Below are 22382 nucleotides of genomic sequence, written 5' to 3' on the forward strand. Positions count from 1 at the left end.
TTGAGCTTTTAAGTCAATATCCAACGCCACAATCAATTTTAGAGGCACCTAAGGAAAATATAATTAAGATTTTCCTTAATAGCTCTAAAAAGGGCATTATCTGGTCGGAAAATACATATTCCAAATTATTTAAGGTTGCTAATGAAGCTAAAATAATTGGCTTACCGTTAGACGGTTTAGCCGTCAAAATAGCCAGCTCTATAACATTAATAAAAACTATTCAATCAGAGATTGATACATTGCTACAGAAAATTAACAATTTTATACAGTCTGAAACTTTTCCTGAATCTATTAGAGCTAATATTGAACTAATTGATTCAATTCCTGGCATAGGGCAATTAACTGCTATTACTATAATAGCTGAAATAGGTGATATTGATGGTTTTCTTAAGCCCAAACATCTTGTAGCTTTCTTTGGTATTGATAGCTCAGTTAATCAATCAGGTAATTTTAAAGGCGATGATAATAAAATTTCAAAAAGAGGAACTCGAATCGGTCGAAGAGCATTATATTCTGTTGCACTAGCTTCAATCCGTAACAATCGTAATGGAGTTCCTATAAATAAAGTCCTATTAGATTATTATCAAATAAACCTTAAAGGCAAAAAGCCTAAAATCGCCTTAGTCGCTATAATGCATAAAATTATAAACTACATTTTTGCTGTTCTCCGAAATCAAACTCCGTTTGAGCAAAGAGATCCCAAAATACATAAGCAAATGTTCCTAGAAAATAACTCTTTAAACAAAGTCGCTTAATTTTATTCCAATTTCTGTAACCGTTCGTGTTTTGAAACGGTTTGTTTGCCATACTCTTTTTCCAAAAACTTTTTTTTTGAAAATTAACTTGACTATTATTAGCTGGTCTTAAATATATAACTTAATTCATGAAAGGCAGGCAATCTAATGAAAAAATTTATTTCTATATTCTCTATTTTTTTACTTCTATCATTTAGTATTAATATATCAGCTGTTATAGCTCAGCAAAAAGTATATGCTCAAGGAATATATACAGCAAAAGATTTAAATTTATCACCAAATATATCCCCCAAAATTCAAAATGTCTCTCAAAATGCTACTGTAACACTGGTTATATTTGATTCTAATCAACTTATGCAGCAAGCTATACGTTTAAAACCTCAATCTCAACAGTATGCCCTTTTGCCTATCGAATATGACTATACTTTTGTAATAGTTGGTAATGGTACTTTGGTTTTTTCTTGACGATCAATCTAATCATCATATTTATTGCTTAAATATATATTTTTTTGAATTTCATATAATGCTTAATGGTGGTAATTATTTAATACACAACATCAGGAAATTTCTATTGTTATTTTTTATAAGTGCTTATATTTATAGGCGCTTATTTTGTATTACGATTTGGTATTTAACTATACTTAATTATTTACATTCTGAATAATTATTCCTTAAGTTCGTATACTAATAATATATTTATATGATAAAATTTGATATTAAAGGTGGTTATACTAATGAAAAAATTTATTTACATTTTTTCTATTCTATTCTTTCTATCCTTTTCAATGAATTCAATAAGTGTATTTGCTCAACATCCGCCAAGAACATTAACTCAAGGTATTCACAATGTAAGAGATGCAAATTTATTAGTAGGTACTGCTCTTACAGCAAGAATTACTCCCTCTAATAGTAGAGCCATAATTTTAGTTGTTGCTTCTGATCAAACTATAGAAGCATTAGTAAGATTAAATCCTGAAGTTCCTCAACAAATCTTACCACCACTTAAATTTGATTACTCAATTATAATTTATGGAGATGGTACTGTATTATTATCATAAAAGAGACTTTTAGATTGTCTCTTTTATTAATTCATGCCATTTCTATAAACTGCTTAGTATTTACATATCATACTCTTCTTCTTCACATACCATTTTAAATCCTTTATTTTTTAATATCTAAATATTAAAAAGCTATTATCTTGAATTTTTTTCTTTGTCTCTGAGCATATAGATCTACAAAATGTTTTGTCATTTCAAAGTTATCACATTTAAATCTAACTATATTTTTATTTAATGTTTCATCATCCATTCCATAAAAATAGCATTCATCACAATTCCAACATGGTTCGTCTAGTGCTAAGCATTCTTCTTTACTCATATGCGATACATGAGTTTCACAATTCTTATTACATTTACCGCATAAACATATACCACATATTGTTGCATCATATTGTATCTGTGACTTATCTACTAACTTTCCCTCATGTTTAAAAAAGCTTAATTGTTCTAAATCTGATTTCTTATTCATCTAATCAACCTTTATTTTAGAAGAGAGCATTATCGCCCTCTCCATTTACTAATAACTTGCAGTAACCTTAACTAACTTAGCAATTGTGTAATCCCTGCCTATTAGCACTCCTAGTCCTGCAAGGTTCAATAATCTCCATTGACTTTTATACCTATAATTCTTATTCTTTTAAAATTTAATGCTATCCATTTTCCTAGCAATGCATATGCCTTGAATGTTTCTGTAGCTCTTTTAGATCCACTAACATATTCTAAAGTTATTTCTAATTTAGTTTTATTTTCTTGTTTCTTTTCAATAAGTTTTTTAAATCCCATCATTACTTCACCTTCCTATTTGATTTACTATTGCTTTGATTTTAGCCACTGTATACATATCTCATATCTATTCTTATACTTACATGTGATTGCTAGATCACAAAGTCCTGAACATCCATTTCCACCGCCTATGCCTGTACATCTTTCACATAAGAACTCTGCCATTTCATCTATTGTCATTTCTTTTATTCTGTCAATGACCTTTTTCTCTAAATATTGCGGTACCTTTTGTTCTACTATTTCGCCAGTTTCTTTATCAATCACATCATTGTTTACTATTACTAAATCTGAATTATTATCTTCACTTTCCTTGGTGTCCGAAACGGACACCGTTTCTTTTCTAGTCTCTTGAACAATTGTTGTTATATCTTTAGATTTTATTTCTTCTCCATTAGATACTTTTTCAGCTATTTCCTTTTGTTCTTCTTCAGACAATCTACTAATTTCATGTGCTAATGTGATCCCAATTTTCCCTTCTTTAAATTGTTCCTTAGCTTCTTCAGTTAGATTATTATTAATAGCCTCCATCCTTGCGACTTGTGTGCTGCTTGTATTCATTAATTCAGCTATAATGTTTCTTAACTTCCCTTTTATATCTAATCCATCTTCATCTCGTGCTCTTACTAATGCTTTTTTTAATCTTAGAGCTTGTTCAGTTTCTTCATATGGAGTAAGCTTCCTAGTAAAGGCGTTACCTACTATAAGAGATAATTCAAACATGGCTTCTGTCATATCTTTATATAAGTATTCAACCTCTTCAAATTCCTTATGTCCTCTTTCGATATTAAGAATATTAGCTAAGTTTCTTCTATGTCCACTTATTATTTTAAATTCTCCATTTACACGCCCTAATACACTTGGTTGCTGCTGTCCTACTAATAAAAATGTATCTGCTAATTCCTCAATATTATCTTGACTATAAAAGTTACTTTGCGAAGGAATTACATCATACGGATTTAACTTTATTCTTTTATAATCTTTTGTATTAATTTCCTTAATTCCATTACTTTTGCTGTTTATAAGATTCATCATATTAAATTTTTTACTCATATCCTGCTACCTCATATAACTCCGGATTCTGATAAATAGTTCCTATGATTGTATCAATAGCAGTCTCGGAAAATAAAGGTACTGCTCTTCTTTGTTTTTTATTTTCTATCCACCATTGGCATTCATCAAATATCGCAACTCCTATTATTTCTTCATCCCCAGGAGCTCCAATTTCTCTCTTTACAATAAATCCGTAATATATTTCTTTTTTATTAATATCATCTTTATTGGCATATTGAATTGGTTTTAAATGAGCATTTGCTGCCGTTCCTTCCAATTCACCTTTTCTATTAAATGACTGAACAGTTCCATCTGCTATAGCTATACTACAATTCATATAATCAACTATTTCTTTTGTTTTACTATTAACAAGTTTGAATTTTAATTTAGGCCCCATATTATCTCCCCCTTCTATAACTTTAAGCATTCCTCTACAAGAGCTACATAATCTCTTGATGCATTACAACGTTTTGAGAACTCTAATAATGGTAAATTTTCAAATGTACTTTCCTCAACTTTAACTGTCCTTCTTATAACTGTATTTAATATTGGATAGTTTGAACTTTTTCTTAACTCTTCTAACTTACTTAAATTCATTTTGTTTTTAGAAAATTGAGTTATAAAGCACCCTTTTAATCTTGCTGTCTCTACATTGTTTATCTGTTCTATAAGATCCTTCATTCCATCAAGTGCAAATTGATCTATACGTATTGGAATCAATACATCATTTGATGCTACTAAAGCATTAATAACACTTAGATTTATGTCTGGAGGATTATCTATAATACAATAATCATATTCATTCTTTACCTGGTCTAATGCATTTTTTAATATAGATGCTTTTCCTTCTATTTCATCATCTGTTATCACTGCAAGATTAGCTTCTAACAAATCCATATTAGCTGGAATTATATCTAAATCGTTGTATATAGTTGGTTTTATAACTGTTTTTACATTTATGCAGCTTTCCACCATGATATCTGCTATACTTTTAGTCGCATCCTTAACACCAAACAATCTTGATGTATTACCTTGCTTGTCATTATCCACAATTAAAACTTTTTTATTGTGGATTGTGGATAAAATGTGAGCAATATTTACACTGCTGATAGTCTTACCGACTCCACCTTTTAAATTAATAATTGAAATAACTTTCATGCTCATAATTAAAACCTCTTTTCTTATTTTTTTATTTAATACCTTCCGTAGGAAAGCTTTCTTGCAATCTTCTCCATATTTTGAAAGCAATGATCTTTAGCTTGTCTCTCTCCTGTTTTCCTTAACTGCCTTCTTTTTTCAATATCACTAACGGTTTTCTTCGTAAGTTCATGTGGCGTAAATTTTTGCTTATATTTCAACTTCTTCACTTCCTTATCAAATCTAAATAACCTACTCTTTACTTAAATATTCTCTTACTGCATCTATCCAATCTCTAAGATCATCTTTATTTTCATCTGTTGTTAAATCCCAATCTATTATTGATTTATCTATTTTTTCAAGCACTTCACTTGCATGTCTACATTTAGCTTTTAATCTTGCTATTTCTCCCTCTCTTTTTACCTCTTGCATAAACATTGCCGCTTTTTCATGACTCACTCCTTTTTCACCTCTATACCAGAAATTTTTATCATTGTATACCTCAAATATCCATATCCTGTGAATTCACTTATCCCCTTTTGTATGGAATTTTTATCTATATAATATCCCTTCTTAGGTTGTGGAACGTTCCTGAACCATTCTCTATCACTTATTATTTCTATATCTGGCTCTGGAGTTATTAAATTTTTACTACAGCTCCATTTCTTACTTTGTAATTCTTTCGTTTTACTTGTTTGTTTTATCAAATAAGCTGCTAGTTCTCCATATTGTCCTGTTTCATCTAATGGGAAAACTTTTATTCTACCCTTTGGCCAACATTTCTGAAGTATTTTTGTATCAATGCAATTTATTATCCAATGATGGTGCATCGCTCCTTTACTCCCAATTTCCATTACATGGATATACTTTAACTCTTTACCTTGTTTTTTGTATTCTTTTCTTAACTTCCTAAGAAATTCATCTGCATCTTCTCTCATTTCTTTTCTGTCTAATGGTCTTTCATTTTTTCTGTAATCAGAAATCATATGAAAATCCCCTTCTTCATAATTAGCATTTATTTTTATTCTCAACTTTTTCTCTGCATGTTTTAAATTTATTTTTTCTTGTTCTTCACTAGTTGATTTTCTTACTTCTCCTCTTTTTACTCCCTTAGCTTTAAATTTATATGTGTAATACTTTTCCACTTCTACTGTCTTACCTGCAACAGTTTCTTTCCTAACATATGGCATATCTATAACCTCTCTTTTACTCTTCTGTTAAATCTTTAATTTCTTATTTATGTCCTAAAGTTAATAGATTTATCAAGTCTCAAAGCATTGATTTCCCTTGATTTTTTGCCATACATTTGGTATACTATTTTTACAGAATTTTTAGTAAATGTATGGCTTAACTACTATGATTGTTCCAGCAATCACAGTAGTTTTTTATATACTTTTTGCAAATACTTAACATACGCCTCTACATCTCATCATCCTTAATTGCTCTTCAACTATAAGTTTGTCCAATTCTTGGCTTGTCTGAATTGTAACAAGTGATTCTCTTCCATTTTCCTCAATACTTTTAATGAGTTTTTGTCTTAATTCTTCCATAAACTCTCTACCTCTTAATTTCATTTAAGCAGTTCTTACAAATATTCTTACCTTTATAATTAATTATGTCTCTTCCCTCACCGCAGAATATGCAAGCAGGTTCATATTTCTTTAAGATTACTTGTCCACCATCTACATAAATTTCTAATGAATCCTTTTCTGCAATATCTAAAGTTCTCCTTAATTCTATAGGAATTACAATCCTTCCTAGTTCGTCTACTCTTCTTACTACTCCTGTTGATTTCATTTCTGATTTCTCCCTTCAATTTTTATTAATTTAAATTAATTATGTTAGCACTGTTCTATATTAAAAATTTATTTAATAACATAAACTGGAAATACTTTTTTTAAAATTAAAAAGCGTAAAATTTTAAGGCTTTTCAGCCTGTCTTTAGTTGTTAGATTCCTGCTCTATAGATTTAGGGAATGGCATAGTAAACATCCCTATCTCAAGAGCATTTTCTTTTAACGCTCTTGATAAATCTTCTTTCTTTATTCCTCTAGCTTTTAATATCTCTTCTGCCTTTTCTATAGTCATATCCAATTGCATCACCTTCTTTCCTTTTTATTTCTTATTTCAACAAATTATAGTAAAATTATGTTGAAAGGGGGTGTATTTTATGAGTGCATATATGATTACTTATGACCTTAATAAATCTGGTCAAGATTATGATAATGTAATAAAAGCTATAAAGGATTCTTCTATTTCTTGGTGCTCTTATTGGAAATCTTCATACTTAATAAAATCTAATCTCACATCTAACCAAATATTTGATAACATAAAATCTTATTTAGATTCAAACGATCGTCTTATAATAGTTGAAGCTAAAAAAACGAATTATCAAGGCTGGTTATCTGAAGAACAATGGAAATTTATTAAGGATAATATCTTTAATTACTTTGACATTTAATACCTGGATCGTTTTTTGAATGTATTATTCCAGAACTATCTAGTGGTACAAACTCAGGCTGCTCTTGAACTGGTACTTTAAGAGCGGTTTCTTTCAAAAAGTCATTCATAGCCATTTCTACTTCTTTCTTATAACACTCTTCTACTTTATCTAAGACATAATCCAAAAACTTTTCTAGCTCTTTGTTCTTCAAATACATCTACATCACTTCCTTTCCTTCTTATTTCTTTATTTGATAAATTGTGGTAAAATTATGTCGGAAGGGGGATACTAATGAATATACATTTACAAAATCTAATTAATACACTAACCGAGCTTAAAACTGCAAGTATTATTTCTAAACCAGATAACATTGAACGGATTATGAAAAAATATGATATGCTGTTTCTAGGTTCTAAATTTAATGCTGTATACTCAATTGAACTTTATCATTGTATAAATGCTATATTTAATTTTAAAATTACATTGGAAGAGCTAAATGCATTAATTCCTACTGCTTGTAATATACTAAATATGAGTTTTGCTGAGATGGTTTCTATTGATTATATTGGTAAACCTAATTCAGTCATGAACTATAAAATAACTTTGTGGAAATAGTATTCTAAATTCGAAAAAGATCTTAACAAGCTAATTCTTGGGCTCAAATACATCACCTCCATTCCTTTTTGTTTATCATTAAAACAAATTTGTTAGAAGGTAGTGTTTACTTATGATTAATAACCGATTATATACTAACGATATTCTTATATTAGTTAAGGCTATAGATTTATTTGTTGCGGCCAAAAATACTGAATATCTTACTGACGAAAAACATCAGATTGACTTATTAGCTAAAAGCGCTAGAAAAAAGTTTCTTAACCACGAAGCAAAAATTTATGTTAATGAAATTTTTGCCACCTGCATTTGTCTAAACTTTTGGAAATACATTATTTTAAAAGCAAACTCTAATATTAAAATAGGTTTGGATGTAAAGGCTAAAAGCGAAAAATATCTTTCTGAAATTGAATATTTAATGTCTCAATTCGATTTACAACTACAAGCTTTTGGTATTGATATTTTTAGTTAATAACTCCAATTAATTTTTTCTTTTTTCCTTACATTGCTATTTTTTTTGACATCCCCATATAATATATTTGGGGTTATACCACACCACTACGTGCGAAGGGAGTTATTTAATGGCTTACTCTATTACTGTAAAAGTTTCAGAATTATATGATCATATAAAGGAAATGAAAGATGATGGCATGGATTATGCCGAAATATATATTGTTGAAGATCAAAACTCTGACTACATTTCTACGTTCTTATGTTTTAACGCTTCAAGTAAAAAAGAACCACTTGAATATATAGATTACGAAGAAATCGAAGCAGTAAAAATACTATAACTCTTACCGGCTTAGAGATAAACATACTCTAAGTCCTCTTTCCTTTCTAATAGTTTGTAATTTTCCGCAGTTTAAATCTTCAGACTTAATTTCATAATTTACTTTTTCACTGGTTATTTTATTATTTTTCTTATTAGTGGCGTTATACTTCTTTCTATTTCTTTACTCTGATTCGAATATCTGTAACTAAATATCATGTTTATATCCATCTTCTTTTATCGCCTCTCTCCCCAAAAAATCATAACTAATTTTTTACTGGTTCTTTTTGCTTTGCTAATAGTGCCCAAATAGTTCCCATTACAAAACCTTTATCTTTTTCAGATAATTGTGCAAATAATGATATATCTTTTTCTAACTTTCTTTCTTCTTCAAGTGTTATCTTCCTAGAAATCATAATTTTGTCCTCCTTATAATTAATTTTTAAAGTTTCTTCTACCAACGGTTTGCTATATAGCTGAAAAACTACTGAATGTAGTTGCTATTAAGTTTTAGGTATGTAATATTGCTTTGTGATATTATAATCTCACAAAACAATATTACAGTCAATAGTTTTTTTAAAAAAATATTGCTTTGTGAGATTTTTTGTGTTACTTTTATCTTGGGAGGTGAAAAAATGACTATAGGCGAACGAATAAAACACTTAAGAAAAGAAGTATTAAATCTAACTCAAGCTAATTTCGGTGAAAAGATAGGCTTAAAATCAACTGCTATAGGTCAAATGGAATCTGGAGACAGAAATGTTACTGATAGAACAGTTATTTTAATTTGTAATTCATTTGATGTAAATGAGAATTGGCTTCGTGCTGGTGAATTACCTATATTTGATAAAAAATCTGATGAACTTTTAGATCAATTGGCAGCTAAATATAATTTAAAGGATGCTGAAAAGAGAGCCTTTGAAGCTTATTTAAAATTAAGTCAATCTGATAGGGATAATATAGGAGCAATTATAAGAAATATGTTTTCTGGATTTTCCAATACCGATGATAGTGCAGCTACTAAAGAAGAAACTTTTGAAGATCATAAAAAGAAAGAACTTGAAGCTTATGCTCTTGAACTTGACGCTGAATCAAAAGGGGAAATATTATCAGTTTCAGAAAAGCAAGAAGGCGCTTAAGATGCTTGAAAGGATGTGATATTAATGTCTATAAATCCAATAAATAATCAAATCTACACTTATGATGATTACTTGAAATTTTCAGATGATGAACCAGTCGAAATTATAGACGGTAGAATTTCAGCAATGTCACCAGCTCCAAGCAGAATACATCAAGAACTAATAATGGAAATATCATTTGAAATAAGAAATTATATTAAGTCAAATAATGGTCTATGCAAAGTTTATCCAGCTCCATTTGATGTAGTATTAAAAGATGATGATGAAGAGCCAGGTTATAGTAGAAATATAGTTCAACCAGATATATCAGTTATATGTGATAAAAACAAACTAACTGATAAAGGCTGTGTCGGCTCGCCCGATATGATAGTTGAAATTGTATCTCCTTTCAATCCTAGAAATGATTATATAAAAAAATTAAATTTATACGAACAATTCAAAGTTAGAGAATATTGGATAGTTAATCCTATGAAAAAAAGTATCTTTGTTTATACATTAACTGATAATGGCTATGATGCTCCTACATCATACACATTTAATGATAAAGTAAAAGTTAATATTTATAATGATTTAGAGATAGATTTTAAATCATTAAATCTTTTATAAAACGTTTAAAGAGTTATGAATATCATAGCTCTTTAAAACTAAGGAGGAATTTATGAACAAATCAGCTATTTATGTAAGAGTGTCGACTACACATCAAATTGATAAAGATTCTCTTCCGCTACAAAAGAATGATATGATAAATTATTCGAAATTTGTTCTTGGAATTGAAGAATACGAAATTTTTGAGGATGCTGGATATAGTGGAAAAAATACAGATAGACCAGCGTTTCAGGAAATGTTTAATAGAATAAAACAAGGCGAATTTTCTCATCTGCTTGTATGGAAAATTGATAGAATATCTAGAAATCTTTTAGACTTTTGTTCCATGTATGATGAGTTAAAAAGGTATGATTGTACTTTTGTAAGTAAAAATGAGCAATTCGATACAAGTACCGCCATGGGCGAAGCAATGCTCAAAATAATCCTGGTATTTGCAGAGCTTGAAAGAAAACTTACTGGTGAAAGAGTTACTTCAGTAATGCTTGATAGAGCTAGTAAGGGATTATGGAATGGTGCACCTATTCCTCTAGGGTATAAATGGGATAAAAATATCAAATTTCCCGTTATTGATGATGAAGAAAGGAATACAGTTGAAATAATTTACGATACTTATTTAAAAAGCGAATCCTCTTCTGCTGTTACTAAACTTTTAAATACTTCTGGAATAAAAACAAAAAAAGACGGCCGCTGGACCACTAAAACTATATGTGATGTAATAAGAAATCCATTTTATAAAGGCACTTATAGATATAATTATAGAGTACCTGGTCATGGAAAAATTAAAGATGAAAATGAGTGGATTGTAATTCCTAATAATCACGATGCAATAATAAACGAAAAACTTTGGGATGAATGCAATAAAATAATGGATCTTAATGCAAATAAAAATAGTGCTCGATTTAGGCGTACATCTAAAGTTCATATATTTGCTGGACTTCTTGAATGTGGAGAATGTAATAATAGTTTTTATGCTAAATCTGATAAAACTAGTCTTGATGGTTATACCCCTAGTTTATATACATGTTCAGGTAGATATAATCATTTAGGATGCAGTCAAAAAACAATTAGTGATACTATAATAGGCAACTTCACATTAAATTTTATATCTAATATGATTAAAATTTCTAAATCCAAAAAGAAAATGAACTCTGAAGAACTTGAATCTAAACTTTTAAAAGGTACCTGCTTCAAAGATATTGTCGGAATTGAAGAAATTAAAGATATATATAATTCAATATTTCATTCACAAAGCAATACTTTTAAGCCCGCTAAAAAATCAGATTTTAATTCTCCAATTACAAATATTGATTCAAACAACTTAGAATCAGAATTGAAAAAGCAGCAGAGAGCTTTAGATAGATTAGAAGATCTATATCTATTTGAAGATAATGATATGTCGAAAAAGGATTATTTCTTAAAAAAGAATAAAATTACAGATAAAATAAAAGAACTTAATAAAAAAATCAATGAAATTCAATCCATTGATGCATCAGTTTATAATTTTAAATTTTTCTTAGACGTTACAACCCTTGAACTTTCAACTAAACTTATTGAAGGTAATATAAAAGTAAAAGAACTGATACAGAATGTTGGAAGAGAATTAATAAAAGACTTTATTAACAACTTAATTGATAAAATTATAGTAAAAGATAGGCAGGTTTTAAGCCTACAATTTAAAAATGGATTAAATGTAACATTTATATATAACTCTTAACCATCTATTTATCACGCCTTGCAATTCTTCTTTACTTCTACCAACGGACAACCATAAGTTTGTATAAAGAATAATTTTTTTTCATCACTAGCCATTTGGCTATCTAGTTTTTCTATATCAAAGTTCATTATTGTTCCTCCGTATAAATTACAATTTCTATAGTATTATAACAAATAATAATTCTAAATAAAAGACTATAATTATGCATAATTAAAGGAGTTATACTCATAGACAACTCCTAACGCTAATTAATTAATTTTTTTATACCAACTAATAAAAGATTGATATTCCCTAAATCCAATTTTAGTGTACAAAGATAAGGCTTTTAAATTATTCTTTTCCACTCTTATATAAACAGTTTTTATAGAATTCCTATAACATAAATCTATAAGATATCTAACCAATAACTCTCCATACCCATGTTTTCTGTATTCTTCTAATATTCCTAAATTAACAATAGTATAAAATCCTCTATTGAAAATAATTTGACCATATCCGACAACTTGTCCATTATTGTTGCATATAAAAACACCAAAATCTTTTATATAATAATCTTCATCCTCTTCCCTATATATATCATCAACTGTTAAAGGAACTCTATTTTTTTCATTAAAAACCGAATTTTGAATTCTACATCTTAATTCTTCATCTTGTCCTTCTTTAAAGTGTTTAAAAAATACTCTATTTTCATAAAAATTATTTTTAATATTGCTTGTCCTTATCTTCATTAAAATATTATTAGAATTAACATCAAAATTTAATTTTTTCATTATAAAAGAAGCCTTTGAGTTTGCTAACATATCAAATCTGAAAGCACTAGCATTAAAAAATGATAAGATTTTAGAATTAATTAAATGTATATATTCATCCTTCAAATATATAGAATATATATTACTAAAACCATTATACGAAGGATATTCGTACCATATATATCCCACATATTTACTATTAACTCTAAAAAGTCTAATTTGTTTACGAATTATATATTTTACTATAAAAGATTCATCATCATAAATTTCAAAAAAGCTTTTATCGCACGAATATGCATCTTCACTCCTATTATATAATCTCCTGAAATGATTCATATTGAATAAAGATAATTTTTCTAAAAAAACCATAAAAATTCCTCATTTCCCCTTTAATAAATAAATTATAAATCTTACAAAAATTATAGTCAACTTTTGATAGACTTAAACAATGTGTTAATATATAGAATAATATATAAATAAATATATATTAGGATATTTTCAATTTAAAAGTTTAAATAGTTAAAAATATAATATCGTAGTTTATTGTTAATAGTATGATTGATAAAAATCATTTCCTTCATATAGGCAATAGCTAATCTATATGAAGGAAACTTTAAGTATTTTATATTAATATATATACTTAATTTATATTTTTATTCATTAACACCATTTACTATCTGATAATTGTTTATCTTTTATTTTACCTTCAAATCCTTTTACAGTATAGTGCTCTGTTAAAACTTCAGGGTCATAAGAAATATATCCACCTTGATAATCATAATAACCATCACTCATTTTGTCAGACTCACGTCTTTTCTTTTCTTCACTCATAATATCCACTCCCTCTTTATTTAAAGTAGTATTTATTACAGTAAGTTCTTACTTAGATGTAGATGTCCATTGATTATTAGTGGCAGTTTTTTCATGTTTATGTGTAGACTCTTCTTTGTCATAAGTACGTGGTACAGAATCCCATTGATTACACCCTGCACTTTTTTGTTCTCTAAGTTCTTCTTTGCTAGATAAATCTGAATCACTAGTGCCACTTGTACTAGAAAAGCTTTGAAGATTGTTTGATTTTGATTTTGATTCATTATTCATTATAAACACTTCCTTTCTACAAGAATATATTGTGCACTAATGTAGACTTTTATCCTTATTTTAATTATCCTCATTTTTCATTTTTATCATATTCTAGATTATTTAATACTTCTAAAAACATATTATACATTTCTACCTTGCTATCTTCATTCGAAAGAATTTTAAGTCCAAATACTAAAATTAATACAATATATATACCTAAGAAAGTTGGACTAAGTTTTTTTATATAATTATCTATATAAGAAAAAATACCACTTGCTGTTAATCCCGCCAAAATTGATGCGCCTATTCCACATCCTCCAAACGTATATGAATCTAACTTCGACTTGATATAAATTCTTTCAATGCTAATATCTAGATTATTTTCTTGAGAATAGTAATTATAAATTTTTCTATATAATAGGAACTTTGCCTTGACTTTATCCTCATTAATTTTTAATAATCTTCTTTGGTAATCTTTATACTTTTCTATCATTTCAGGAGTATATATCTTGAAATTATTTGAATTTACTTTTTTTGAAGATTTATTATATTTAAGTTTAATTAAATTATTTTTTTCCATCTATATTCTTCCTTCAAAAATAATAACATTATCATTTTTTATTACTATATAGATATTCAATAAATATATATTAATTGCAAAATAATAGGTTCATAAAAAAAGTATTTTCGCGTATCTATTATTATTAAATTATTTTTTAAGAATTCAAAAAAGGAGCTTTCATTTAAAACGAAATACTCCTCTTCTTATAATTACATATTTTCTATAAGCCTAATAACATAACTTAATGTATAAAAATCTCTATCAATCTCGTATCTAATATAATGTAGACCTTCTAAAAGCGTTGGTTCATCAAATTTTTCTTTTAGAATTAATAAAGATAACGTATTTATTTTTCCATCTTTAGTATCAAAAACCCTTGATTTTTTTATAAATTCATTTTCCATCACATTTGAAATCAACTTTTCTAATTCATCGCTTATTTCAACTTCTGGCATTGTATCAAAAATTCTGATATTCTTATTATTTTCACTTATATTCTTAGCCTTAGTTATATCGCAGTTTACAAATATGGTATTTTTGAATTTAGCATCTTCAAAATTCACTCCATCTAAATTTGCTCCTTCAAATACCGTGTCTTCAAATTTAGCCTCCCTAAACTTACACCCCTTTAAATTTGATCCTATAAACTCTGCTCCTTTAAAACTACATCTAAAAAAGTTACATTTCTTAAAATGAGCGCCTCTTAAGCTGGCAAAATAGAAATTTGAATTTGAAAAGTTGCAATTATAACATTTACTTCTCTTAAGATTTTTATAAATAAAATTTTTATTGGTCTTCTCCGCATTATCATAATAAAAATTTTCTGGTGCACTTCTGTTTATCGACATTTTATCTATCCTTCCATATTACAAATAAATATTTTTAGTAGTTTACAATAACATTGTATTTATATATTAAAAATAATGATATCTTTCTTTTATAACTTGTCCTCCTTAATTCTTTCTAGATTTATCTAATTTTATCATATAAAACTAGATAAATCTTTATAATAAGAAAATTTCTATCTCAAAACGTAAGCAAGTAACTTTAATATGACATAACTCTAATAAATTAATCTTAACTTTACTTAATATTTTGAGATATATTGAATTTTAATATTTTTGATTAATTGTGATATCTCTACCTCTAGATACCACTTTATTTGTTGGCTCCTCTCTCTCTACAAAAGATTTAACTTTAGATTGCGACATATCACCAGTTTTTTGTATTGTTTTTTCCTTTTTATTATATGTCATTTATATCATCTCCTCTCTTATTTATATTATTAGTTTTGCAATAATACTTATGTAATATAACAACAAATATTATTTGATAAATTATGTTATATGATGTAATATATTAATATATAGTTAAAAATTTCAGAATATAAAGTTAAACTTTTATGCTATAGGGTATAGTTTTTCTGGATTTTTTTTAATTGTGTTAATTATAATGTTTTTATTTATGGGAGGTATTAGTATGTTAAGTGAAAAACTGATTACAAAACTAAATGAACAAGTTAATTTTGAAATTTATTCGGCCTATACTTATTTATCAATGGCTTCTTACTGTGAATCTATTGATCTAAGTGGGTTTGCAAATTTTTTTAAAGTTCAATCTCAGGAGGAATTATTTCATGCAATGAAATTCTATGACTACATATTTCAAAAAAATGGAACTGTAACTTTAGAGCAAATTGAAAAACCACATTCTGATTTTGACAATATTCTAAATGTCTTTGAGGCAGGTTATGAACATGAGCAAATGGTAACTAGCAGGCTATATAAAATTGCAGATATAGCTACTGAGGAAAAAGAACATGCAACAATTAGTTTACTTAATTGGTTTATTAATGAGCAAGTTGAAGAAGAAAATACATTTAACACTATAATTAAAAAGATTAGGAGATGCGAAAATAACTCTGCAGCATTGTATATGTTAGACGACGAACTTGCTACAAGAGTATATACGCCTCCTACAACAACTAATGCTTAAATTATTATAAAAACAGAGCTAGTAAAGAATTCTTTACTAGCTCTTATCACTTTATTAGCTAAAAAGTTATAGAATATTCAAAAACATATTACAAACTTTTAATATAAACTTACTGATTTAATGTGCCCTCTAGCCAATTTATAAATTGAATTGCTGTTCGTGGAGAACGAGCATTATACCATCTTACCCATTTCAATGCTTCTGCATGCAAATATCCCTTCTCAACTTTAATCCCTCTTGCTTCTGCTATTCCATCTATTATCTTTAAGAATTCTTTCTGATCAGGCGAATAGAACGATACAGTCATACCAAATCTATCTGCTAGAGAAAGTTTTTCTTCAATTGTATCATTAGCGTGCACATCATCACCAGATCTTTCGCTAAATGTTTCTTTTACTAGGTGTTTTCGATTGGTTGTTGCATAAATTAGAATATTGTTTGATCTATTCTCTACTCCACCTTCTAATATTGTCTTTAAAGCCGAATAACTAGATTCCCCTTCTTCAAATACTAAATCATCAACAAAAATTATAAATTTTAAATTCTTACTTTTAAGTATCCTAATTATCTTCGTAAAATCGCATAATTTATTTTTATCAACTTCAATAAGCCTTAAACCATCATCATAATACTCATTTATAATAGCTTTTACAGTTGAAGATTTACCAGTTCCTCTTGATCCATATAGTAGCATATTATTCGCTTGATATCCATTTAAAAACTGTTTTGTATTATCTATTATAATCTCTTTTTGATATTCATACCCTACTAAGTTTTCTAGCCTAACTGGATCTGGTGATTCAATACCTCTAAGATAAGGTGCTCCATCTTCGTGTTCCCATACAAACGCTCTATACTCCCCAAATATGCCAGTCCCATATTGCTTGTAAAATTCTACAATGATCTCTAATGCATCTCCCCAATTATCACAATCTAATATATTTACCTTTAACTTATCAATAGCTTTGCTTGAAATATTACATTCCAAGTCAGAATCAAAATCCATAAGCGACTTAACTATACCTATTTCAAACTCTTTAACATTTCCTTTAATAATTATAGCATCTTTAATCGCAGAAGATTCTATACTAGATATGTACTGCAAAGCATTTAACTCATAATGCACTTGATTAAAAAGTTTATCACATGAATTTTGTTCGTCAATCATTTTAGTAAATGGATTATTATCGAGAAAAATCATATCAATTATATACCTTTTTAATGATTTTCCATCAGCTTTGTTTAATAGTTCATAAATAAAATCAGTATATAATTCAATGCCCTCTTCCACTGATATATCCTTGCTATTAAGGTACTTTAGTAATGTCTTATATTTTAATAAAACACTGTCATCTTTTAGATTCTTAAAAATACATAATGAATTTATCATTATGTTTGCTTTGTTTATTTGTTCAAATTCTGTATACATACTTGTATGCCCCCTTTATAAAATACGTATAGTAATATATTACTACTCTTAGTGTTGTTTTACTATTCTTTTCTTATTTAAATCACAATGTGTATACGTAAGGATCAATTATAAATATACTCTTCAAAATTTGTGATTAACCATTATTTTCTTATTCTCATGCAATACTATGTAGTATAAATGAATTGTATAAGATTTCAAGCTATATATAAAAGTTGACATAAATGATAATGATGTTATAATTAATATGCGCATTTTAGCGTGGGAGGGCGAGGGAGTTATGAAAGATAGGTTGAAAGGATGGAAAGATTTTTTAAATTAAAAGAAAACAATGTTACAATTAAAAGCGAAACTATAGCAGCGCTGACTTCTTTTGTTGCTGCAGTTTACATCATTATCGTCAATGCCAGTATATTAAGTGATGGTGGCATTTCTATGGAGCCTCTAATCATTGCTACAGCCATATCATCAGCTGTAGGTTGCTTGTTAATTGCTTTAATAAGTAATACTCCACTTATAATTATGCCTGGTATGGGAATTAATGCATTATTCACATATACAATAGTTCATACTCTAGGCTTAAATTATTGCCAAGCATTAGCTTCAGTTTTTGTCTCAGGATTAATATTTGTACTTATAGCAACAACCCCATTATCCAAGTTTATTATTGAAGCTATTCCTCAAAATTTAAAAGAAGCTATTACAGTAGGAATTGGTTTATTTATAACTTTTGTTGGATTTCAAAAATCTAAAATTATAGTATCTGATTCTTCTACTATGTTAAAACTTGGAGACATTACAAGTATTCAAGTACTAGCTTTTATATTTATAATGATTCTAACATTAATTTTATTCCTTAAAAATGTACCTGGAAGCTTTTTAATTTCAATTATAGTCGGAACTATATTTTGCGTAAAGCTTGGTATCGTTGATACACAAGGCATAAGTTATACTATGCCAAATTTTAATGAATATAGTAATATACTTTTCAAATTAGATTTTAGTGGAATAAATACACTGAAATTTTGGGTTGGAACATTTTCATTAACTTTAGTACTGGTTTTTGAGAATATCGGGATACTCCATAGCCAGGTTTCAGGAATACTAAAAAAATCAGACAAAACCTCTAACGCTATGGTAGCAGTATCATTATCTACAATTGGATGCGCGCTTTTCGGTTCAAGCCCTTCTGTATCAACAGTTGAAGGAACTGCAGGAATAACAGCTGGAGGACGAACAGGTTTAGTTTCATTAATTTCTGGTATACTATTTCTTCTATCGATTTTTTTTATACCGTTTATTTCTATCATACCAGATGTAGCCTTAGCTCCTATTTTAATTATAATAGGCTGTTTAATGAGTCAGAACTTGAAAAATTTAAACTTTAATGATTTAAGCGAACTATTTCCTAGTTTTATGATAATAATATTAATACCATTAACATATAGCATCGTTGACGGTATAGCTTTAGGATTTATATTATATCCTATTTGCAAGCTGTGTTATAAAAAAGGTAAAGAAGTATCCATTCTGATGTATTTTACATCATTTGTTTTCTTAGTATATTTCGGTTTAAATTCAGTAATTAAATAATATGAAAATATATGACTCTATATATTCAAATTAATTTTCTACACTCTAAACTTAATTAAAGACTCTGTTTGTTAGAGTTTTAATCGTAAATTTATTATCTATGAATTCATATAATAAAAAACTGGTAAACACTTTTTTGTGTATACCAGTTTTTTATTATTGAAATACTCTTTCTCCTAGCAATGCAAAACTTTGAAGAAGCAAAAAACATTTAATGTCAAATTTCTCCTTACTCTGTATAAGCTCTTTAGCTTCATCTTGAGATATTAGAAGCGCCTCAATACATTCATCGTCTTCGAGGTGTTCATCACTTATTTCGCCTTCACAAGTACAATAAACCATAGCTAACGATTCATCTGTCATTCCTGCAGAAACATACACCTTATCAAGACTCTTATCATTGATAACTTCAACTAGCCCAAGACCTGTCTCTTCCATTAATTCTCTTTTTATTGTACTAATAGAATCTTCTCCTGGATCGATGAGACCTGCTGGTAATTCATAAACATAATCATTAAGTGGTATTCTAAATTGTCTTATTATAACAATCTTATTCTCATCTTTATGGTATGCTGCAATTATTACGCCATCTGCTGTATCTTGTTTATTCTCAAAAAATTGTTTTTGTATAGTTTCATTATTTTTTCTGGATGCTATTGTCCATGTTCTTATATTTCCAACTTTATTTTCATACTCTGCTTCATATAAACTCAAAAACTTAGTCTCTACTAAAGATTTTACTTTAGTAACTTTATTTTGTTTCATAAGTATATAGCCTCCTAACAATTAAAATTTAAACATTACGAACTTTAGATATGCAATAATCATTACGCATAGTAATATTATACTTCAATTCTTCACCTTATGCATATAATTAAAATCTACGTATATCTTACCTATTTCTAGAATCAAAGTAATTTCATAAAGATTAGTATCACCATCATAAAAACAAAAAAGTAGAAGAAAAATATTCCTTCTACTTTTTTGTTTTATACATCTTTTATGCTTAAGCTTATTCTTTTATTTTCTTCATCAACACTTAATATCTTAGCTTTAATTTCTTCACCAATTTTTAAAACTTCAGAAGGGTGCTCTATTCTATTATGAGATATCTTTGATATATGAACTAGCCCATCTACTCCTGGCTCCAATTCTACAAAAGCACCAAAATCATTTAATCTAACTACTTTGCCAAGTACAATAGACCCTTCCGGATATTTTTCTTTAGCATTATCCCAAGGCTTAGCTACAAGTTCTTTAATGCTTAAAGATAGCTTTTTAGCTTCCTTATCAAGGCCAATGATCTTAACATCAATAATTTGACCTTCTTTTAATACATCACTTACTTTTTTGATATGATTCCAAGAAATTTGTGATAAATGTAATAATCCATCTATACCATTGACTTCTACAAAAGCTCCAAAGTCTGTAAATCTTTTTACTTCACCTTTTATAACATCCCCAAGATTAAAACTTTCCCAAGCTTTTGCGTCTTCAGAATTTTTGCTTTCTTCTAATAAAACTCTTCTTGAAGCAACTAATTTTACAGGATTCTTTAGAGAAAAATCTATCAATTTAACTTCTAATTTTTTCCCAACATATTCACTTTTATCTTTAGTAAACTTTATGTCAATTTGTGATGCTGGAATAAATATTCTAGCTCCCTTATAATCTGCTACTATCCCTTTTTCTCTAGCTTCTTTAACATTAACTTCAAATGTTGTTCCTTCTGAATATATTTTTTCAAGTTCTTTAAAAGCTTCTTCTCTTTCATATTCTAATCTTGATAACACTACATATCCATCATTATTTTGTAGCTTTATAACTTTTGCATTAATAGTATCACCCATATTAAGTTTATCTGCAAATGTTAGTGGATCTTCTTTTGCAGATAACTCTGTAAATGGAATCACTCCGTCTGACTTGTATCCAACAAGTGAAACTATAACTGAATCTCTAGTCTTTGAAAGTATTTCTCCTTGTACCTCATCGCCAATAACAAATCTTTTGTCTAATTCGTTCATTAATGATAATTGATCTTCAAAATTATTATTTTCTGTGTTCATAATATCTAGTACCTCCCTAATAATCCAATCTGGTGTTGATGCACCAGCTGTAACTCCTATTTTGTTTATATTATTATTTTTTATAAAACTTATTGGTAGATCTTTTGCATTTTCAATATGGATTGTATTTTCACAATTTTCTTTAGCAATTTGATATAACTTTGTAGTATTCGAACTATTTTTTCCACCAATAACTATCATAGCATCTGTTTTTTGGGATATTTTATTCGTACTTCTTTGTCTAACATCAGTAGCTGCACAAATTGTGTTAAAAGCCAATATTTCTCTTGCATAACTTAAGTTTTTTAGTGTTTCTTCCCAATTCTTCATCTTTTCAGTTGTTTGAGATACAACACATACCTTATGAGGCATATTTTCTTCATCAAAAGTACCATCTTTAGTGATAATTGCTTTATCATCACACCATCCATTAATTCCAATGACTTCTGGATGATTTCTATCTCCTAATATTACTATATGATATCCTTCTTTTGAATATTTCTTAACTTTTTTTTGAATATTAGCAACAAAAGGACAAGTCGCATTTACGACTTTTAGTTCCTTTTGTTCAAGTGCATCTAAAACGGCTTCAGATACACCATGAGATCTTATAACAATAATATCCCCTTTATTTAATTTATCTATTTCTTCAAATTCTATAGAAAATATATTATTTTCTTCTAAATATTTTACTACATCATTATTATGTATTAAAGGTCCTAAAGTATAGATTTTTGAATTATGTTCTTTTTGAATTCGTATAGCTTCATTTACAGCTCTTTGAACCCCAAAGCAAAAACCTGAATTTTTTGCTAGAATAACTTTACTCATTACTATCT

The 22382-nt window shown here is 28.0% G+C and carries 34 protein-coding genes; 12 read left to right on the forward strand and 22 right to left on the reverse strand.

The window, feature by feature from the left end:
* The 3 genes from ACJDTP_RS05495 to ACJDTP_RS05505 form a co-directional block, all read left to right on the forward strand.
* Positions 1 to 755: transposase (locus tag ACJDTP_RS05495; RefSeq protein WP_406760697.1), on the forward strand; the 755-nt coding region annotated here is incomplete at its 5' end.
* Positions 756 to 902: 147 nt separating this feature from the next.
* The gene (locus ACJDTP_RS05500) at positions 903 to 1220 is read left to right on the forward strand and encodes a hypothetical protein (protein ID WP_406760698.1); all 318 of its coding nucleotides are present in this window, start codon (positions 903 to 905) and stop codon (positions 1218 to 1220) included.
* 269 nt (positions 1221 to 1489) lie between these two features.
* Positions 1490 to 1813: a hypothetical protein gene (locus ACJDTP_RS05505; protein ID WP_406760699.1), complete on the forward strand. Its 324-nt coding sequence runs from the start codon at positions 1490 to 1492 to the stop codon at positions 1811 to 1813.
* Positions 1814 to 1937: 124 nt separating this feature from the next.
* Here the strand turns inward: ACJDTP_RS05505 and ACJDTP_RS05510 are convergent, their stop codons facing one another.
* The 11 genes from ACJDTP_RS05510 to ACJDTP_RS05560 form a co-directional block, all read right to left on the reverse strand.
* Entirely contained in the window at positions 1938 to 2282 is a 345-nt protein-coding gene (locus ACJDTP_RS05510) for a hypothetical protein (RefSeq protein ID WP_406760700.1), read from the reverse strand.
* Between the two features lie 125 nt (positions 2283 to 2407).
* On the reverse strand, positions 2408 to 2599 hold the full coding sequence (locus ACJDTP_RS05515; protein WP_406760701.1) for a hypothetical protein: 192 nt from the start codon (positions 2597 to 2599) through the stop codon (positions 2408 to 2410).
* 24 nt (positions 2600 to 2623) lie between these two features.
* Positions 2624 to 3646, reverse strand: coding sequence for a ParB/RepB/Spo0J family partition protein (locus ACJDTP_RS05520; protein ID WP_406760702.1), 1023 nt, complete (start codon positions 3644 to 3646; stop codon positions 2624 to 2626).
* The gene (locus tag ACJDTP_RS05525) at positions 3639 to 4043 is read right to left on the reverse strand and encodes a YopX family protein (RefSeq protein ID WP_406760703.1); all 405 of its coding nucleotides are present in this window, start codon (positions 4041 to 4043) and stop codon (positions 3639 to 3641) included. The genes ACJDTP_RS05520 and ACJDTP_RS05525 overlap by 8 nt, the downstream gene beginning before the upstream one ends.
* Before the next feature lie 14 nt (positions 4044 to 4057).
* Positions 4058 to 4810: a ParA family protein gene (locus tag ACJDTP_RS05530; RefSeq protein ID WP_406760704.1), complete on the reverse strand. Its 753-nt coding sequence runs from the start codon at positions 4808 to 4810 to the stop codon at positions 4058 to 4060.
* 29 nt (positions 4811 to 4839) lie between these two features.
* Complete coding sequence (locus tag ACJDTP_RS05535) at positions 4840 to 5004, reverse strand: transcriptional regulator (protein ID WP_406760705.1); 165 nt, start codon at positions 5002 to 5004, stop codon at positions 4840 to 4842.
* Positions 5005 to 5035: 31 nt separating this feature from the next.
* Positions 5036 to 5242: a hypothetical protein gene (locus tag ACJDTP_RS05540; protein WP_406760706.1), complete on the reverse strand. Its 207-nt coding sequence runs from the start codon at positions 5240 to 5242 to the stop codon at positions 5036 to 5038.
* Positions 5239 to 5973 carry a rolling circle replication-associated protein gene (locus ACJDTP_RS05545; protein WP_406760707.1) on the reverse strand — a complete coding sequence of 245 codons (735 nt, stop codon included), beginning with the start codon at positions 5971 to 5973 and terminating at the stop codon, positions 5239 to 5241. Before ACJDTP_RS05545 ends, ACJDTP_RS05540 begins: the two co-directional genes overlap by 4 nt.
* 216 nt (positions 5974 to 6189) lie before the next feature.
* A complete protein-coding gene (locus tag ACJDTP_RS05550; RefSeq protein WP_406760708.1) occupies positions 6190 to 6333 on the reverse strand; it encodes an aspartyl-phosphate phosphatase Spo0E family protein in 144 nt (47 codons plus the stop codon).
* A gap of 7 nt (positions 6334 to 6340) precedes the next feature.
* A complete protein-coding gene (locus tag ACJDTP_RS05555) occupies positions 6341 to 6580 on the reverse strand; it encodes an AbrB/MazE/SpoVT family DNA-binding domain-containing protein (protein WP_406760709.1) in 240 nt (79 codons plus the stop codon).
* A 144-nt stretch (positions 6581 to 6724) separates the two neighbouring features.
* Positions 6725 to 6877, reverse strand: coding sequence for a hypothetical protein (locus ACJDTP_RS05560; protein WP_406760710.1), 153 nt, complete (start codon positions 6875 to 6877; stop codon positions 6725 to 6727).
* A 76-nt stretch (positions 6878 to 6953) separates the two neighbouring features.
* Here ACJDTP_RS05560 and ACJDTP_RS05565 point away from each other — a divergent pair, with 76 nt between their 5' ends.
* Complete coding sequence (locus ACJDTP_RS05565) at positions 6954 to 7244, forward strand: hypothetical protein (RefSeq protein ID WP_406760711.1); 291 nt, start codon at positions 6954 to 6956, stop codon at positions 7242 to 7244.
* Here ACJDTP_RS05565 and ACJDTP_RS05570 read toward each other — a convergent pair.
* Positions 7225 to 7443: a hypothetical protein gene (locus ACJDTP_RS05570; protein WP_406760712.1), complete on the reverse strand. Its 219-nt coding sequence runs from the start codon at positions 7441 to 7443 to the stop codon at positions 7225 to 7227. The genes ACJDTP_RS05565 and ACJDTP_RS05570 overlap by 20 nt on opposite strands.
* Positions 7444 to 7517: 74 nt before the next feature.
* Here ACJDTP_RS05570 and ACJDTP_RS05575 point away from each other — a divergent pair, with 74 nt between their 5' ends.
* The 3 genes from ACJDTP_RS05575 to ACJDTP_RS05585 all read left to right on the forward strand — a co-directional run bounded on the left by ACJDTP_RS05575 (position 7518) and on the right by ACJDTP_RS05585 (position 8629).
* Complete coding sequence (locus ACJDTP_RS05575; protein WP_406760713.1) at positions 7518 to 7841, forward strand: hypothetical protein; 324 nt, start codon at positions 7518 to 7520, stop codon at positions 7839 to 7841.
* Between the two features lie 112 nt (positions 7842 to 7953).
* Positions 7954 to 8310: a hypothetical protein gene (locus tag ACJDTP_RS05580; RefSeq protein ID WP_406760714.1), complete on the forward strand. Its 357-nt coding sequence runs from the start codon at positions 7954 to 7956 to the stop codon at positions 8308 to 8310.
* Between the two features lie 109 nt (positions 8311 to 8419).
* The gene (locus ACJDTP_RS05585; protein WP_406760715.1) at positions 8420 to 8629 is read left to right on the forward strand and encodes a hypothetical protein; all 210 of its coding nucleotides are present in this window, start codon (positions 8420 to 8422) and stop codon (positions 8627 to 8629) included.
* Between the two features lie 244 nt (positions 8630 to 8873).
* Here the strand turns inward: ACJDTP_RS05585 and ACJDTP_RS05590 are convergent, their stop codons facing one another.
* Positions 8874 to 9023, reverse strand: coding sequence for a hypothetical protein (locus ACJDTP_RS05590; RefSeq protein ID WP_406760716.1), 150 nt, complete (start codon positions 9021 to 9023; stop codon positions 8874 to 8876).
* A gap of 219 nt (positions 9024 to 9242) precedes the next feature.
* Between ACJDTP_RS05590 and ACJDTP_RS05595 the strand changes: the two genes are divergently transcribed.
* The 3 genes from ACJDTP_RS05595 to ACJDTP_RS05605 are packed head-to-tail and all read left to right on the forward strand — an operon-like array spanning position 9243 to position 12066.
* A complete protein-coding gene (locus tag ACJDTP_RS05595; protein ID WP_406760717.1) occupies positions 9243 to 9746 on the forward strand; it encodes a helix-turn-helix domain-containing protein in 504 nt (167 codons plus the stop codon).
* A gap of 24 nt (positions 9747 to 9770) precedes the next feature.
* Positions 9771 to 10352: a Uma2 family endonuclease gene (locus tag ACJDTP_RS05600; RefSeq protein ID WP_406760718.1), complete on the forward strand. Its 582-nt coding sequence runs from the start codon at positions 9771 to 9773 to the stop codon at positions 10350 to 10352.
* A 52-nt stretch (positions 10353 to 10404) separates the two neighbouring features.
* The gene (locus ACJDTP_RS05605; RefSeq protein WP_406760719.1) at positions 10405 to 12066 is read left to right on the forward strand and encodes a recombinase family protein; all 1662 of its coding nucleotides are present in this window, start codon (positions 10405 to 10407) and stop codon (positions 12064 to 12066) included.
* A 248-nt stretch (positions 12067 to 12314) separates the two neighbouring features.
* Here the strand turns inward: ACJDTP_RS05605 and ACJDTP_RS05610 are convergent, their stop codons facing one another.
* The 6 genes from ACJDTP_RS05610 to ACJDTP_RS05635 form a co-directional block, all read right to left on the reverse strand.
* On the reverse strand, positions 12315 to 13184 hold the full coding sequence (locus ACJDTP_RS05610; protein ID WP_406760720.1) for a GNAT family N-acetyltransferase: 870 nt from the start codon (positions 13182 to 13184) through the stop codon (positions 12315 to 12317).
* Positions 13185 to 13475: 291 nt separating this feature from the next.
* On the reverse strand, positions 13476 to 13646 hold the full coding sequence (locus tag ACJDTP_RS05615) for a hypothetical protein (protein WP_406760721.1): 171 nt from the start codon (positions 13644 to 13646) through the stop codon (positions 13476 to 13478).
* Between the two features lie 48 nt (positions 13647 to 13694).
* Positions 13695 to 13916, reverse strand: a complete 222-nt coding sequence (locus ACJDTP_RS05620; protein WP_406760722.1) for a hypothetical protein — start codon at positions 13914 to 13916, stop codon at positions 13695 to 13697.
* Positions 13917 to 13986: 70 nt separating this feature from the next.
* Positions 13987 to 14478 carry a hypothetical protein gene (locus ACJDTP_RS05625; RefSeq protein ID WP_077842990.1) on the reverse strand — a complete coding sequence of 164 codons (492 nt, stop codon included), beginning with the start codon at positions 14476 to 14478 and terminating at the stop codon, positions 13987 to 13989.
* A gap of 191 nt (positions 14479 to 14669) precedes the next feature.
* Positions 14670 to 15308, reverse strand: a complete 639-nt coding sequence (locus ACJDTP_RS05630) for a pentapeptide repeat-containing protein (RefSeq protein ID WP_406760723.1) — start codon at positions 15306 to 15308, stop codon at positions 14670 to 14672.
* A 264-nt stretch (positions 15309 to 15572) separates the two neighbouring features.
* Positions 15573 to 15716, reverse strand: coding sequence for a hypothetical protein (locus ACJDTP_RS05635; RefSeq protein WP_171771456.1), 144 nt, complete (start codon positions 15714 to 15716; stop codon positions 15573 to 15575).
* A gap of 223 nt (positions 15717 to 15939) precedes the next feature.
* Between ACJDTP_RS05635 and ACJDTP_RS05640 the strand changes: the two genes are divergently transcribed.
* Entirely contained in the window at positions 15940 to 16455 is a 516-nt protein-coding gene (locus ACJDTP_RS05640) for a ferritin (protein WP_406760724.1), read from the forward strand.
* Positions 16456 to 16564: 109 nt separating this feature from the next.
* On the opposite strand, the gene ACJDTP_RS05645 is transcribed toward ACJDTP_RS05640, so the two are convergent.
* Positions 16565 to 17884, reverse strand: a complete 1320-nt coding sequence (locus ACJDTP_RS05645; protein ID WP_406760725.1) for an ATP-binding protein — start codon at positions 17882 to 17884, stop codon at positions 16565 to 16567.
* A gap of 300 nt (positions 17885 to 18184) precedes the next feature.
* Here ACJDTP_RS05645 and ACJDTP_RS05650 point away from each other — a divergent pair, with 300 nt between their 5' ends.
* Positions 18185 to 19477, forward strand: coding sequence for an NCS2 family permease (locus tag ACJDTP_RS05650; RefSeq protein WP_077837591.1), 1293 nt, complete (start codon positions 18185 to 18187; stop codon positions 19475 to 19477).
* A gap of 156 nt (positions 19478 to 19633) precedes the next feature.
* Here ACJDTP_RS05650 and ACJDTP_RS05655 read toward each other — a convergent pair whose 3' ends face one another.
* Together ACJDTP_RS05655 and ACJDTP_RS05660 are read right to left on the reverse strand one after the other, a co-directional pair.
* A complete protein-coding gene (locus ACJDTP_RS05655; RefSeq protein ID WP_406760726.1) occupies positions 19634 to 20242 on the reverse strand; it encodes an NUDIX hydrolase in 609 nt (202 codons plus the stop codon).
* A gap of 224 nt (positions 20243 to 20466) precedes the next feature.
* Complete coding sequence (locus ACJDTP_RS05660; RefSeq protein ID WP_406760727.1) at positions 20467 to 22374, reverse strand: bifunctional 4-hydroxy-3-methylbut-2-enyl diphosphate reductase/30S ribosomal protein S1; 1908 nt, start codon at positions 22372 to 22374, stop codon at positions 20467 to 20469.
* Positions 22375 to 22382 lie beyond the last annotated feature (8 nt).

Source organism: Candidatus Clostridium helianthi, from assembly GCF_045310795.1.
Lineage (GTDB): Bacteria > Bacillota > Clostridia > Clostridiales > Clostridiaceae > Clostridium > Clostridium helianthi.

What these genes read in the sequence shown, in the direction of transcription:
- ACJDTP_RS05500 (WP_406760698.1), top strand. Translation starts at nt 903, where the DNA reads ATGAAAAAATTTATTTCTATATTCTCTATTTTTTTACTTCTATCATTT.
- ACJDTP_RS05505 (WP_406760699.1), top strand. Translation starts at nt 1,490, where the DNA reads ATGAAAAAATTTATTTACATTTTTTCTATTCTATTCTTTCTATCCTTT.
- ACJDTP_RS05510 (WP_406760700.1), bottom strand. Translation starts at nt 2,282, where the DNA reads ATGAATAAGAAATCAGATTTAGAACAATTAAGCTTTTTTAAACATGAG.
- ACJDTP_RS05515 (WP_406760701.1), bottom strand. Translation starts at nt 2,599, where the DNA reads ATGATGGGATTTAAAAAACTTATTGAAAAGAAACAAGAAAATAAAACT.
- ACJDTP_RS05520 (WP_406760702.1), bottom strand. Translation starts at nt 3,646, where the DNA reads ATGAGTAAAAAATTTAATATGATGAATCTTATAAACAGCAAAAGTAAT.
- ACJDTP_RS05525 (WP_406760703.1), bottom strand. Translation starts at nt 4,043, where the DNA reads ATGGGGCCTAAATTAAAATTCAAACTTGTTAATAGTAAAACAAAAGAA.
- ACJDTP_RS05530 (WP_406760704.1), bottom strand. Translation starts at nt 4,810, where the DNA reads ATGAGCATGAAAGTTATTTCAATTATTAATTTAAAAGGTGGAGTCGGT.
- ACJDTP_RS05545 (WP_406760707.1), bottom strand. Translation starts at nt 5,973, where the DNA reads ATGCCATATGTTAGGAAAGAAACTGTTGCAGGTAAGACAGTAGAAGTG.
- ACJDTP_RS05550 (WP_406760708.1), bottom strand. Translation starts at nt 6,333, where the DNA reads ATGGAAGAATTAAGACAAAAACTCATTAAAAGTATTGAGGAAAATGGA.
- ACJDTP_RS05555 (WP_406760709.1), bottom strand. Translation starts at nt 6,580, where the DNA reads ATGAAATCAACAGGAGTAGTAAGAAGAGTAGACGAACTAGGAAGGATT.
- ACJDTP_RS05565 (WP_406760711.1), top strand. Translation starts at nt 6,954, where the DNA reads ATGAGTGCATATATGATTACTTATGACCTTAATAAATCTGGTCAAGAT.
- ACJDTP_RS05570 (WP_406760712.1), bottom strand. Translation starts at nt 7,443, where the DNA reads ATGTATTTGAAGAACAAAGAGCTAGAAAAGTTTTTGGATTATGTCTTA.
- ACJDTP_RS05575 (WP_406760713.1), top strand. Translation starts at nt 7,518, where the DNA reads ATGAATATACATTTACAAAATCTAATTAATACACTAACCGAGCTTAAA.
- ACJDTP_RS05580 (WP_406760714.1), top strand. Translation starts at nt 7,954, where the DNA reads ATGATTAATAACCGATTATATACTAACGATATTCTTATATTAGTTAAG.
- ACJDTP_RS05585 (WP_406760715.1), top strand. Translation starts at nt 8,420, where the DNA reads ATGGCTTACTCTATTACTGTAAAAGTTTCAGAATTATATGATCATATA.
- ACJDTP_RS05590 (WP_406760716.1), bottom strand. Translation starts at nt 9,023, where the DNA reads ATGATTTCTAGGAAGATAACACTTGAAGAAGAAAGAAAGTTAGAAAAA.
- ACJDTP_RS05595 (WP_406760717.1), top strand. Translation starts at nt 9,243, where the DNA reads ATGACTATAGGCGAACGAATAAAACACTTAAGAAAAGAAGTATTAAAT.
- ACJDTP_RS05600 (WP_406760718.1), top strand. Translation starts at nt 9,771, where the DNA reads ATGTCTATAAATCCAATAAATAATCAAATCTACACTTATGATGATTAC.
- ACJDTP_RS05605 (WP_406760719.1), top strand. Translation starts at nt 10,405, where the DNA reads ATGAACAAATCAGCTATTTATGTAAGAGTGTCGACTACACATCAAATT.
- ACJDTP_RS05610 (WP_406760720.1), bottom strand. Translation starts at nt 13,184, where the DNA reads ATGGTTTTTTTAGAAAAATTATCTTTATTCAATATGAATCATTTCAGG.
- ACJDTP_RS05615 (WP_406760721.1), bottom strand. Translation starts at nt 13,646, where the DNA reads ATGAGTGAAGAAAAGAAAAGACGTGAGTCTGACAAAATGAGTGATGGT.
- ACJDTP_RS05620 (WP_406760722.1), bottom strand. Translation starts at nt 13,916, where the DNA reads ATGAATAATGAATCAAAATCAAAATCAAACAATCTTCAAAGCTTTTCT.
- ACJDTP_RS05625 (WP_077842990.1), bottom strand. Translation starts at nt 14,478, where the DNA reads ATGGAAAAAAATAATTTAATTAAACTTAAATATAATAAATCTTCAAAA.
- ACJDTP_RS05630 (WP_406760723.1), bottom strand. Translation starts at nt 15,308, where the DNA reads ATGTCGATAAACAGAAGTGCACCAGAAAATTTTTATTATGATAATGCG.
- ACJDTP_RS05635 (WP_171771456.1), bottom strand. Translation starts at nt 15,716, where the DNA reads ATGACATATAATAAAAAGGAAAAAACAATACAAAAAACTGGTGATATG.
- ACJDTP_RS05640 (WP_406760724.1), top strand. Translation starts at nt 15,940, where the DNA reads ATGTTAAGTGAAAAACTGATTACAAAACTAAATGAACAAGTTAATTTT.
- ACJDTP_RS05645 (WP_406760725.1), bottom strand. Translation starts at nt 17,884, where the DNA reads ATGTATACAGAATTTGAACAAATAAACAAAGCAAACATAATGATAAAT.
- ACJDTP_RS05650 (WP_077837591.1), top strand. Translation starts at nt 18,185, where the DNA reads ATGGAAAGATTTTTTAAATTAAAAGAAAACAATGTTACAATTAAAAGC.
- ACJDTP_RS05655 (WP_406760726.1), bottom strand. Translation starts at nt 20,242, where the DNA reads ATGAAACAAAATAAAGTTACTAAAGTAAAATCTTTAGTAGAGACTAAG.
- ACJDTP_RS05660 (WP_406760727.1), bottom strand. Translation starts at nt 22,374, where the DNA reads ATGAGTAAAGTTATTCTAGCAAAAAATTCAGGTTTTTGCTTTGGGGTT.